Source organism: Streptococcus oralis subsp. tigurinus (genome assembly GCF_002096275.1).
GTDB lineage: Bacteria > Bacillota > Bacilli > Lactobacillales > Streptococcaceae > Streptococcus > Streptococcus oralis_CN.
This window is the reverse complement of the sequence record NZ_NCUG01000011.1, coordinates 25,566-38,098: the sequence shown is the minus strand read 5'-3', so window position 1 is coordinate 38,098 and position 12,533 is coordinate 25,566. Positions and strand designations below refer to the sequence as shown.

Sequence of the window (12,533 nt, the reverse complement as noted above, 5' to 3'; positions counted from 1 at the left end):
TGAAAAGGCGGTGTCTTAACCCCTTGACCAACGGACCTTGAGCTTTTCAACTCTTTCTATTATACCTACTTTTCCTACTTTGTCAAGAGCTTTTTTCCTCTTTATCGAAATTCTGAAAAAATAAGGGAAAGTTCTCTTAGAAGAGCTTTACGTCCTCTGAAGACTTCCCCTCCCATGAGACGGTCCACTAACTCTTGTTTCTCCTCACTTTGCTTGGATTTGTAAGTCTTTAGAAGTTCGTGAAAGAGATAATAATCATCCAGTCTGAGTCCTTTTTCTCCTAGGCGATGGCTAATCTCACTCACCTCTTCATAGGGTTCTTTGTTGAAACGGCGCTTATGGCTTTCCTGTTTTCGAATATTATCCAGGATGCGATTTCTAAATTTTGTTTTAAAGCAGACATATAGTCGATGGCGCTCACCCTCTAGCAACTCTGGATGGCTACTGACCAGTTCATAGAGGCACATCATGCCCTCCTGGTCCCAGTCCTCTTTCTCCCACAGATGTAGATGATAATCTTTGCGACACTTATGGACAATCCCCTTCGTTTCTTCGTATAGTTCTTTCAGATTCATAGGCCTCTCCTTTCTGCATTTAGTTTAGCAAAATGCACGAACCCATGAATCTATTTCCTCTATTCTATACTTCTTTCTCTCTCAACGGCACATAAAAAGAGAGGCAAGGCCTCTCTGGGATTATAATTCTGCAATTTGGTTTAGGTTTACTTCTGCAATCGTATCATTACCAAACATAGAGATAATCATCTTCACTTTGTTGTTATCAATTTCAGTAATTTTACCTGTGTAGTCTGCAAAAGCGCCATCAATGATGCGGACTGTCTGACCAACTTCAACATCAATATCAAACTCTTGAACAGTTTGTCCCATTGAAACCAGAATATCACGAATTTCTTGTTCCAATAGCGGAGTTGGTTTTGATCTGTTGCCGTGGGATCCGACGAATCCTGTTACGTTCGGTGTGTTTCGAACGACGAACCATGCTTCATCTGTCATGACCATTTCTACAAGGACATAACCTGGAAAGCGATTCTCTTCAATTTCTTTTTTCTTTCCATTTTTCTCAACTTGCACAGTTTGTGTTGGAATCTCAACACGTAGAATATTATCCAACATGTTATATGTTTGTGCACGTTGCAATAGATTTTCTTTTACCTTATTTTCATAGCCAGAATAAGTTTGTAGAACAAACCATCCCTTGTCAAAACTATCCATGATATTTCCTTTCATACATATATAGGAGAAAGCTAGCAGAAGTTCTCCACTTTTCTTCTAAAAAATGTTAATAAATCGAATCAAACCTGAAACAATCAACTGGTCAAAAATGTAAATGATGACCACAAAGAAGGCTGTATATTCCATAATAGAGCGAAAATCTCTCCAGCTTTCTTTGCGAGTTGGCCAAGTTGTTTCTTTAAGAAGTTTAAAAATATCCTTAATAAAACCCATCGTTCTCTCCTATCTCGTTTCTCTATGTGTCGTATATTTTCCACAATGTTTACAAAATTTATTTACTTCTAGTCGTGTTGGCTTGGGGTTCCCACTAATTTTGATTGAGTAATTCCTTGAACCGCAAACTGCACAAGCTAGGCTTGCTTTTTTTAGTGCCATAACGCCTCCATCTTGTCTATTATAACAAGAAACCTAGGCTTTGACAAGCCTCTTAACGAAATAGATTAAGGAATGAGTCCCATATTGTCTGGGCTTTTTCTTTTATCTTAGCTTCTGAAATCGCACGTCCCGCTTCATCTACAAGATTTTGTGCACGACTACGAATATCCGCTATCGGATCCTCCGACTGGTTTGCCTCATTTTCAATAGCTTGTTTTTTAGTATTTTCTGGTTCAATCCCATTTTGTTTATAAGCATTCTCAACTGTAAAAGTGCTACCTGGAGTGTAAGGCAAAATGGTATTAGCCATACTTCTAAAGACGTGGGCTGCTCCATTTGATGTCGAACCTGCCAGATAATGGTTTTCATCCGTCGTCGGGAAACCGAGCCAGTGGGTAATTACCACATCTGGAGTATAGCCAATCACCCACTGGTCACTAGTATATACTGAATTAAAAGCAGCCTCAGTAGTACCTGTCTTTCCAGCCATAACATAATCTGTTGGCGACGAACTAATTCCTGTACCATTGGTAAATGTTCCTAGCATCATGCTGGTCATTTTATCGGCTACCGACTTATCAATCACTCGTTTTTGGGAATTTTTATGACTCTTGATGACCTGGCCACTGGCATTTTCAATACGAGTGATAAAATGCGCTTCAGGCATCAGACCTTCATTAGCAAAGGCTGCATAGGCTTGCGCCATCTGGAGGGGATTCGTCTCTACGCCTCCACCGAGAGCGACTCCAAGAACTCGATCAACATTTTCCATATTCAGGCCAAATCTCTCCCCAGCGTCAAAAGCTTTGTCAATACCTAATGCATTTACAGTCGCAACTGCCGGTAAATTGAGTGATTCAGCCAAAGCCTGATACATAGGTACTTCTGGAGATGTCTTAATGCCCGCATAATTGTCCACTTGATAACTATCGTACTGCATCGTATGATTATCCAGTTGCTTGTTTAAGGCCCATCCTGCTTCTACTGCAGGCGTATAAACCACTAAAGGTTTGATAGTTGAGCCTGGGCTACGCTTAGACTGAGTAGCATAGTTGAAATTGCGGAAGCCCGGTTTGTCATCGCCAGCTACGCTGCCAACAACGCTACGCACCCCACCTGTTTTAGGCTCTAAAGCGACACTACCTGATTCGGCATGTGTTCCGTCTTCTGCCTTTGGAAATAGTGAGGTATTTTCGTAAACAACCTGCATATTGGCTTGGTAGTTTTGGTCAAGTTCTGTATAGATTCGATAGCCGTTGTTGACAATTTCTTCTTCTGTTAAATTGTACTTGGAGACGGCTTCGTTGACAACTGCATCAAAATAGGACGGGTAACGATAATCCGAAATCTTCCCTTCATACTTATCTTGCAGTTGAGAAGCCATATCTGCTCCAGCTGCTTCGGTCTCTTGATTTTTATCAATATAACCTGCTACAACCATATTTTGCAAAACAGTATCCCTACGGTTGGTTGAAGTTTCAACAGAATTTAATGGATTATACAATTCTGGTCCCTTGAGCATCCCTGCTAGAGTCGCCGCCTGATCAAGCGTTAGTTGTGAAGCCGATACACCAAAATATTTCTTACTTGCATCTTCAACACCCCACACTCCATTTCCAAAGTAGGCGTTATTGAGGTACATAGTAAGGATTTGCTCCTTGCTGTATTTCTTTGTCAACTCTAAGGCAAGGAAAAACTCCTTGGCCTTCCGTTCAACGGTTTGGTCCTGAGACAGATAAGCATTTTTCGCCAACTGTTGGGTGATGGTAGAACCACCTCCAGAACGACCTGCTGTGACAATAGCTAGGATGAAACGACCGTAGTTAATCCCGTCATTTTTATAGAAGGAACGGTCCTCTGTCGCGACGACAGCATTCTGCAAGTCTTTACTTATATCTGTCAGCTCAACATAAGTTCCCTTTTGACCGGATAGGGCGCCAGCCTCTTTTTCTTCGCGGTCAAAAATCAGAGTTCGCATTTTCAAGGCATTTTGTAAGTCATTGACATTGGTAGACTTGGCTATCGCAAATAGGTAGGTTCCTACTAGCAAACCTGCACTTAACCCTAAAATAATGACAATCTTTGTCAGATGATAACGACGCCAAAATTTCCGAATTGGTCCTACTTGTGACAATTTTTTTCTATCGTTCCGAGAACGACGCATGCTAGTAGAATCCGACTCCGCCGATTCACTCGTTTCTTTTTTAAAGAGAGAAAGAAACTTCTCAAATAATTTATCTAATTTCATGCGTTTATTTTATCATCTTCACCATGGGAACTCAAGAATTTAGCTACTCCCTATCCAAATAGGGCTTTTTTTGTTACAATATCTGTATGCAATTCATATTTACATTACCCGAATCCCTGCCTCAAATGACGGTCAAACAATTTCTAGAGGAACAACTCCTCATCCCTAGAAAAATCCGTCACTTTTTGAGAACCAAGAAGAACATCTTAATTAACCACGAAGAAGTTCACTGGAACGAGATGGTAAAACCAGGGGATATTTGCCAATTGACTTTTGACGAGGAAGATTATCCCAAAAAGGAAATACTTTGGGGAAATCCAGACCTCGTTCAAGAAGTTTATCAGGACCAACATCTTATTGTCGTCAACAAACCTGAGGGTATGAAAACTCACGGTAATCAACCAAACGAAATCGCCCTTCTCAATCATGTCAGTGCCTACGTCGGCCAAACCTGTTATGTCGTTCATCGCCTGGATATGGAAACAAGCGGTTTAGTGCTTTTTGCTAAGAACCCTTTTATTCTTCCCATTCTCAATCGCTTGTTGGAGAAAAAAGAAATCGCTCGCGAGTACTGGGCACTCGTAGAAGGACGAGTAGAGAGTAAAGAACTTGTCTTCCGAGATAAAATCGGTCGTGATCGACACGATCGCAGAAAACGAGTGGTGGATCCCAAAAATGGGCAACATGCTGAAACACAGGTAAGTCGATTAAAGCAATTTCCAAACAAGACTTCTCTGGTTCGTTGTAAGCTAAAGACCGGTCGAACGCATCAGATCCGTATTCACCTTTCTCATCATAAGCATCCTATCTTGGGCGACCCTCTCTATAATAGTAAATCAAAAACAAGTCGGCTTATGCTTCATGCTTTTCGCCTTTCTTTTACCCATCCACTCACCTTAGAAAAATTGAGTTTCACTGCTCTATCGGATACTTTTGAAAAAGAATTAAAAAAGAATGGATGACATTATCATCTATTCTTATATATACAAAAAAGCAAGGCCAGAAAGCCTTGCTTTTTTGTCGACTCAAGAATTATTTAGCGATTTTTGCAAAGTATTCAAGAGTACGAACAAGTTGTGAAGTGTAAGACATTTCGTTGTCATACCATGAAACAACTTTAACCAATTGTTTACCGTCAACGTCAAGAACTTTAGTTTGAGTTGCGTCAAACAATGAACCGAATGACATACCTACGATATCAGAAGATACGATTGGATCTTCAGTGTAACCGTATGATTCGTTAGAAGCTGCTTTCATAGCTGCGTTTACTTCATCAACAGTAACATTCTTATCAAGAACTGCTACCAACTCAGTTACAGAACCTGTTGGAACAGGAACACGTTGAGCAGCTCCGTCCAATTTACCGTTCAATTCAGGGATAACCAAACCGATTGCTTTAGCAGCACCAGTTGAGTTAGGAACGATGTTAGCTGCAGCAGCACGAGCACGGCGAAGGTCACCTTTACGGTGTGGTCCATCAAGAACCATTTGGTCACCAGTGTAACCGTGGATAGTAGTCATCAAACCTTCAACGATACCGAAGTTGTCATGAAGAGCTTTAGCCATTGGAGCCAAACAGTTTGTAGTACATGAAGCACCTGAGATAACTGTTTCAGTACCATCAAGAATGTCATGGTTAGTGTTAAATACAACTGTTTTAACATCTGATCCACCAGGAGCAGTGATAACAACTTTCTTAGCACCACCAGCGTGCAAGTGTTTTTCAGCAGCTGCTTTAGTAGCAAAGAAACCAGTTGCTTCAAGAACGATTTCTACACCGTCGTTAGCCCAGTCGATTTGTTCTGGATCACGTTCAGCAGAAACTTTCACGAATTTACCGTTAACTTCAAATCCGCCTTCTTTAACTTCTACAGTACCGTCGAAACGACCTTGAGTTGTATCGTATTTCAACAAGTGTGCAAGCATCACTGGATCTGTAAGGTCGTTGATGCGAGTAACTTCAACACCTTCTACGTTTTGGATACGGCGGAAAGCAAGACGACCGATACGTCCGAAACCGTTAATACCAACTTTAACTACCATTAGTGATTTCCTCCTTATGAAAATCATGAAAATTTTATTGTGAAAAGAGTAACTTGAATCACTACAAATCACCTTTCAACAAACCTATTATATAACTATTTGAGTTTAATTGCAAGTACGGGCGTCGATTTTCTCTCTTGCTTTTCTACTTTTCCACTCCTTTTCATTCACTTATTCTTTAATTTTTAAATATATCCCTACAATCTTTTATAATGTCCGCATATTATCTCCAGTTCCACACTCAACCTTAATTCCAGGTCTATCTGAGTTCACAAAAAAGAGACAGGATTTCTCCTGTCTCTAGGCTGATAAACGATTATTTGCGACGTCCTGGACGTTCTGCATAACCATAGTAAGCATCTGCCATGATTTCTTCCATGTCAGCTACCATTGGCAAGCGAGGGTTAGCAGGTGAACATTGATCTTCATAAGCAAGCAAAGCAATTTCATGCAAGCTGTCTTTCCAAGCTTTTTCATCAATTCCTTGATCCTTGAAGTTCATCTTGATACCTACTGCAACACCAAGTTCGTAAACAGCTTTAGCGTATGCTTCAACTGCTTCTTCTGGAGTTGAGTGAGGCAAGCCAAGCATTTTCGCGATGTCTTGGAATTTCTCATCAGCTTTCCAGTAGTTGTATTTAGGCCATGTAGTCGTCTTAGATGGACGAGTACCATTGTAACGGATAACGTATGGAAGCAAGATAGCGTTTGTACGTCCGTGAACAGTATGGTGAACCGCACCGATCTTGTGGGCCATTGAGTGGCTCATACCAAGGAAGGCATTGGCAAAGGCCATACCAGCCATTGTAGATGCATTGTGCATTTTTTCGCGAGCTTCTGGATCAGCTGTCTTAACAGATTTTTCCAACCATTCAAAGACAAGTTTGATTGTTTGAAGGGCGATACCGTCTGTGTAGTCGTTAGCAAAGTTTGAAGTGTAAGCTTCAGTCGCGTGAGTCAAGACGTCCATACCTGTATCAGCAGCGATGAAATCTGGAACTGACTCAACCAAAGCAGGGTCAACAATCGCAATAGTTGGTGTCAATGAGTAGTCAGCCAATGGGTATTTGCGGTTGTTTTTCTTGTCAGAGATAACGGCAAATGGTGTTACTTCTGAACCTGTACCTGAAGTTGTTGGAATACCGATGTATTTCGCTTTCTTACCAAGTGATGGGAAGCGGAAGGCACGTTTACGGATGTCCATGAATTTTTGAACCAAGTCACGGAAGTCGATTTGTGGTTGTTCGTAGAAGAGCCACATTACTTTCGCTGCATCCATTGGAGAACCACCACCAAGAGCGATGATTGTGTCTGGTTCAAATGCTCTCATTACTTCAGTACCACGTTCTACAGTTGTAATATCTGGGTCTGGTTCAACGTCTGAGAAGACTTGGACAGTTACACGGTTGCTGCGTTTGTTCAATTGGTCAATAATGCGTTGAACAAAACCAAGTTTTTCGATAGATTTATCTGTAACAATCATAACGCGTTCAATATCTTCACATGTTTGAAGGTATTGGATAGAGTTGCGTTCGAAGTAAATTTTTGAAGGAACTTTAAACCATTGCATATTATTTCTACGTTTCCCTACTTTCTTGATGTTAAGGAGGTTAATAGCGCTAACGTTATCACCAACTGAGTTACGTCCGTATGAACCACATCCAAGTGTCAAGGATGGAATGAAGGCGTTGTATACGTCACCGATACCACCGAAAGTAGATGGAGAGTTCCAGATAATACGCATAGCTTTGATTTCTGTACCAAAGCGTTTAGCAAGAGCTTCGTCTTTTGTATGGATAGCCGCTGAGTGACCGAGTCCGTTAAATTCAACCATTTGACGAGCTTTTGTAAGACCATCTTCTGTATCTTCAGCTTTTAATACAGCGATAACTGGTGACAATTTTTCACGAGTCAATGGTTCTTTTGGTCCTACTTCTGCACATTCCGCAGCCAAGATGTTCGTACCTTCTGGCACGCTGAATCCTGCTTGTTCTGCAATCCATGCAGCTGGTTTACCAACGATGTTTGCGTTTAGTTTAGCACCAGCACAGTTTTTGCTATTTGCTTTAGCTCCGAAGCAGAATTCTTCAAGAAGAGCTTTTTCTTTTTTGTTTACAAAGTAAGTGTGGTATGATTTGAATTCTTCTACAAATTCGTCATACACTTCTTTATCAATGATAACGGCTTGTTCTGATGCACAGACCATCCCATTATCAAATGATTTAGACATAACGATGTCATGAGCAGCTTGACGAAGGTCAGCAGATTTTTCTACATAAGCAGGTACGTTTCCGGCACCTACCCCAAGAGCTGGTTTTCCACATGAGTATGCAGCTTTAACCATAGCATTCCCACCAGTTGCGAGGATAGTCGCAACACCTTCGTGGTTCATAAGTGCCCCAGTTGCTTCCATAGATGGCTCTGTAATCCATTGAACACAGTTTTCAGGTGCACCGGCTGCGATGGCTGCATCACGAACGATTTGTGCAGCATGAGCAGAAGATTCTTGAGCTGATGGGTGGAAGGCGAAAACAATTGGGTTACGTGTCTTCAAAGCAATCAATGATTTGAAAATCGCTGTTGAAGTTGGGTTTGTTGTTGGAGTGATACCACAAATAACTCCGACCGGCTCCGCAATCTTCGTCAAACCTGTAATTGGATCATCTTCGATAACTCCAGCTGTTTTAACTCCACGCATATTGTTCACTACGTGTTCACAGGCAAATAGATTTTTTGTCGCCTTATCTTCAAATACACCACGACCAGTTTCTTCAACTGCGTGTTGTGCAAGGATACCGTGCGCATCAAGTGCTGCAACAGACGCTTTTGCTACGATGTAGTCAACTTGCTCTTGGTTCAACTTGCGCATTTCATCAAGCGCAACCAAGGCTTTTTTCACGAGACCGTCGACATGCTTTTCAGCAGCAAGTTGTTTTTCCTCTGGTGTTACTGTTTTTTTATCAGCCATATTATCCTCCATAGCCATTAAGGATGTTATCCTTTGTTAATTTTTTCACAAGTTCATTATAACTCTTTTTTTATACTTTGTAAACAGTTTCATAAGCATTTCACAAAGAAATTTCCTAAGTTTGTGAATTTTTTCTCAACCCACCTGTGCAATAGAGTTTTATCTGGATGATTGTGAAATTATGAAAAATATTTTTTTATTTCACAAAGTTTTTTCTAGTTGATAGCTATTTATCAAATCCGAGCAGAGAAAACGCTTTCTTTCTTGCTTTTAAAAATAGCCTCCTCATCTGGAGACTACTGTTTTTGTTGGAAAACGCCTTGTTTAAAGGTTCCTTCATAGACAACTTCTTGCTCTGTCGTCAACTTTCCTTGACCTTCAGCCTGGCCATTTACAAAATCACCTTCGTATTTCCAGCCATCTTTTGATTGGAACGTTCCTTTTCCATTAAAGGCTCCATTATTGAAATCACCTGTATATTGGTCCCCATTTTCAAAGGTCATGGTCCCCTGACCATTCATTTTCCCTCGTACCAGGGTACCATCATAAACAAGTGCACCACCATCAAGTGTCAGGACACCCTTTTTGGGTGTATTTAGTAGAAATACCGAAAGGGCACAGAGTGCAATTACGACTACTGCAATGAACTCTAGCCTAGGGCGAGTTAGGTAAACTCTATACTTTTCATAGATTTGTTTAAGCTTTTCCATTGTCACTCTCATTTTCTAATCGATCTAGCCAGCTTTTACAGCCACTTGTGATGCGAGCATAGGTTTCCTCAAAATCTCCTGTATACCAAGGATCTGGAACACTTTCAGATGCAAAAGGGTAGATCTTATGCTGCAATTCCTGAGGACACATTTGACGCAGATCTGAAACGTTTGAAGCATCCATCCCGATAATGTAATCAAATGACTCAAAATCTTCTCTACGAACCTGGAGTGATGTTTTGTCTTTGTCATAAGGAATCTGATATTGCTGGAAAATCCCTTGCGTTCCCTTATGAATCGGATTGCCATGTTCCCAAGACGAAGTCGCACGACTCTCAATCTGGTAATCGCTCGTCATGGATTTCATCACAAACTCTGCCATGGGGCTACGGCAGATGTTCCCTAAGCACACAAATACTATTTTTCTCATCCCTTTTCCTCTCACTTCATAGAAAAACGGGAGTGACAGGTCCCGTTTTATTCTTCGATTGCTCCACTTTCGTCAACAACTGTTCCTTCTGGTGTCACAGCCTCTTTGAGCGGCAAAACGGTCTTGATAGCAGCCAATTCAAAAGTCAAATAGACCCCATCTACATCCAGTACGATTGTTCTCTTCTCAGTGTCTACTTCATCCACTGTTCCGTAAAGGCCGCCAATTGTAATAACTTCATAGCCTTTTTGAAGCTTGTTCAAGCTTTCCATACGCTTTTGAGCTTGTTTCTTTTGAGAACGTTGCATAAAGAACATCAAGGCCATCATACCTACAAGCATGATTAAAAAAGTAATATTTGGATTCATTGTTTTCTCCTTTGTCTTTTACATAGGACTACTATATCAAATTTCAGCTACTTTTACAAGGTTGTACCTTGTTTTTATGGTTATAAAAAATCAGAGTTTTCACTCTGATTTCTGCAATTATTTCAAGTTTTGAACAACTTTGACTAGATTTTCAACTGTAAATCCATACTCTGCCAATACTTTTGGTGCTGGGGCAGATGCTCCGAAAGTATCAATACCGAGAACGGCACCATCAAGACCAACATACTTGTACCAGTTTTGAGTTGCACCCATTTCGACTGCAACACGGCGACGAACTGCATTTGGAAGGATTTCTTCCTTGTAAGCTGCATCTTGTGCGTCAAAGACATCTGTCGATGGCATGCTGACTACACGGACTTTTGCACCTTGACTAGCTAATTCTTTGGCAGCTGCGACAGCCAAATTCACCTCTGAACCTGTTGCAATCAAGATGGTATCAAAGTCTGCTGCATTTTCATAGACAACATAGGCACCTTTTGCAACCTTGTCAAAGTCTGTTCCCTCTTCAACAGTCAAGTTTTGGCGTGTCAAGACAAGAGCAGTTGGTGTTTTTTCGCTTTTCACCGCAAGGTACCAAGCTGCTTGTGTTTCACGCGCATCTGCTGGGCGGAAAACATTTAGATTTGGCATTGCACGAAGCCCTGCCAAGTGTTCAACTGGCTCGTGAGTTGGACCATCTTCACCAACCGCAATAGAGTCATGGGTGAAGACATAAGTCACAGGAAGTCCTTGCAAGGCTGACAAACGGACCGCTGCTTTCACATAGTCAGAGAAGACAAAGAAAGTACCACCGTATACACGAAGTCCACCATGAAGAGCCATCCCGTTCAAGATTGTTCCCATTGCAAATTCACGAACACCAAACTGAATGTTACGGTTCAAGCGATTGGCATCGTCTTGAAGTCCATCAGTCTTGATATAGGTCATGTTTGAGTGAGCTAAGTCTGCTGATCCACCTAGGAAAGTTGGCAACTTAGCTGCGATAACATTCAAAGCATCTTGGCTTGAATTACGAGTTGCTTGAGAGAAGCCATTTTCTAATGCTGGGAAGTCTGCTGGAGTTACCTCAACTGGGTCACGTCCGTCAATGATTGCTTCAACTTCTGCTGCAAGTTCTGGATATGCTTCTTTATAATCAGCAACTAGTTTTGTCCAAGCTTGATAAGCTGATGCGCCACGATCTGCAACATTTTCCTTGAAATCTGCATAAACTTCAGCTGGAATTTCAAATGGCTCGTAGTCCCAACCGAGAGCTTGGCGAGTAGCCACAGTTTCATCTGCTCCAAGAGGGGCACCGTGTACAGCATTAGTGCCCTGTTTATTTGGAGAACCGTATCCAATTACAGTCTTCACTTCAATCAAAGATGGTTTGCCTGAAGCTTTAGCTGTTTCGATAGCGGCATGAATAGCCTCAAGGTCTGTTCCATCTTCAACCAAGGCTGTATGCCAACCGTAGGCATTGTAACGGTCACGAACACTTTCTGTAAAGGAATCCTTTGTCTCACCATCCAAGTTGATATCATTTGAATCATAAAGAACAACCAATTTATCTAGTTTTTGCAAGCCTGCGTATGAAGCCGCCTCGCTTGAGACACCTTCCATCAAATCTCCGTCTCCACAGATAACGTAAGTATAGTGGTCAAAGATATTGTAGCCTTCACGATTGTATTTTGCTGCTAGGAAACGTTCTGCCTGGGCAAAACCAGTAGCAGTTGAAATCCCTTGTCCTAAAGGACCTGTTGTAGCATCAATTCCTGCTGTATGACCAAATTCTGGGTGACCTGGCGTTTTGGAACCCCATTGGCGGAAGTTCTTGATTTCATCCATGCTGACATCTTCAAAACCAGAAAGGTGAAGAAGGGCATAAAGAAGCATTGAACCATGTCCTGCTGAAAGAATAAAGCGGTCACGGTTAATCCAGTTTGGTTGAGCTGGATTGATACGAAGTTGTTTTGTAAAGAGGCTATAGGCCATCGGAGCTGCCCCCATAACCACCCCTGGGTGACCTGAGTTTGCTTTGTTGATGGCGTCAATACCTAGAAAACGAATTGCATTAACAGATAGATTTGACATAGAATTTCCTTTCTCTTTGAGGCGATTAATGAATCACACATCCT

General features: G+C 41.5%; 12 protein-coding genes. 1 reads left to right on the top strand and 11 read right to left on the bottom strand.

Annotated elements, in window-relative coordinates; genetic code table 11:
* Positions 1 to 101: 101 nt before the first annotated feature.
* The 5 genes from B7725_RS00395 to pbp2a form a co-directional block, all read right to left on the bottom strand.
* On the bottom strand, positions 102 to 575 hold the full coding sequence (locus tag B7725_RS00395) for a hypothetical protein (RefSeq protein WP_001049389.1): 474 nt from the start codon (positions 573 to 575) through the stop codon (positions 102 to 104).
* A 120-nt stretch (positions 576 to 695) separates the two neighbouring features.
* Positions 696 to 1,232, bottom strand: coding sequence for a transcription termination/antitermination protein NusG (nusG, locus tag B7725_RS00390; RefSeq protein WP_000376728.1), 537 nt, complete (start codon positions 1,230 to 1,232; stop codon positions 696 to 698).
* A gap of 57 nt (positions 1,233 to 1,289) precedes the next feature.
* The gene (secE, locus tag B7725_RS00385) at positions 1,290 to 1,466 is read right to left on the bottom strand and encodes a preprotein translocase subunit SecE (RefSeq protein ID WP_000505776.1); all 177 of its coding nucleotides are present in this window, start codon (positions 1,464 to 1,466) and stop codon (positions 1,290 to 1,292) included.
* Between the two features lie 9 nt (positions 1,467 to 1,475).
* Positions 1,476 to 1,628 (bottom strand): 50S ribosomal protein L33, encoded by a 153-nt coding sequence (gene rpmG, locus B7725_RS00380; protein WP_001809375.1) that lies wholly within the window; start codon positions 1,626 to 1,628, stop codon positions 1,476 to 1,478.
* 52 nt (positions 1,629 to 1,680) lie between these two features.
* Positions 1,681 to 3,876, bottom strand: coding sequence for a penicillin-binding protein PBP2A (pbp2a, locus tag B7725_RS00375; RefSeq protein ID WP_084874116.1), 2,196 nt, complete (start codon positions 3,874 to 3,876; stop codon positions 1,681 to 1,683).
* An 86-nt stretch (positions 3,877 to 3,962) separates the two neighbouring features.
* Here pbp2a and B7725_RS00370 point away from each other — a divergent pair, with 86 nt between their 5' ends.
* Complete coding sequence (locus tag B7725_RS00370; protein WP_084874115.1) at positions 3,963 to 4,838, top strand: RluA family pseudouridine synthase; 876 nt, start codon at positions 3,963 to 3,965, stop codon at positions 4,836 to 4,838.
* A gap of 70 nt (positions 4,839 to 4,908) precedes the next feature.
* On the opposite strand, the gene gap is transcribed toward B7725_RS00370, so the two are convergent.
* From gap to tkt, 6 genes are all read right to left on the bottom strand, one after another.
* The gene (gap, locus tag B7725_RS00365; RefSeq protein ID WP_000260673.1) at positions 4,909 to 5,919 is read right to left on the bottom strand and encodes a type I glyceraldehyde-3-phosphate dehydrogenase; all 1,011 of its coding nucleotides are present in this window, start codon (positions 5,917 to 5,919) and stop codon (positions 4,909 to 4,911) included.
* A 316-nt stretch (positions 5,920 to 6,235) separates the two neighbouring features.
* Positions 6,236 to 8,887, bottom strand: a complete 2,652-nt coding sequence (adhE, locus tag B7725_RS00360; RefSeq protein ID WP_084874114.1) for a bifunctional acetaldehyde-CoA/alcohol dehydrogenase — start codon at positions 8,885 to 8,887, stop codon at positions 6,236 to 6,238.
* A gap of 296 nt (positions 8,888 to 9,183) precedes the next feature.
* Entirely contained in the window at positions 9,184 to 9,597 is a 414-nt protein-coding gene (locus B7725_RS00355) for an MORN repeat-containing protein (protein ID WP_000413199.1), read from the bottom strand.
* Positions 9,584 to 10,027 carry a low molecular weight protein-tyrosine-phosphatase gene (locus tag B7725_RS00350; RefSeq protein WP_002876368.1) on the bottom strand — a complete coding sequence of 148 codons (444 nt, stop codon included), beginning with the start codon at positions 10,025 to 10,027 and terminating at the stop codon, positions 9,584 to 9,586. Before B7725_RS00350 ends, B7725_RS00355 begins: the two co-directional genes overlap by 14 nt.
* Before the next feature lie 47 nt (positions 10,028 to 10,074).
* Positions 10,075 to 10,395 carry a preprotein translocase subunit YajC gene (gene yajC, locus B7725_RS00345; RefSeq protein ID WP_001069056.1) on the bottom strand — a complete coding sequence of 107 codons (321 nt, stop codon included), beginning with the start codon at positions 10,393 to 10,395 and terminating at the stop codon, positions 10,075 to 10,077.
* A 117-nt stretch (positions 10,396 to 10,512) separates the two neighbouring features.
* On the bottom strand, positions 10,513 to 12,489 hold the full coding sequence (gene tkt / locus B7725_RS00340; protein WP_084874113.1) for a transketolase: 1,977 nt from the start codon (positions 12,487 to 12,489) through the stop codon (positions 10,513 to 10,515).
* Positions 12,490 to 12,533 lie beyond the last annotated feature (44 nt).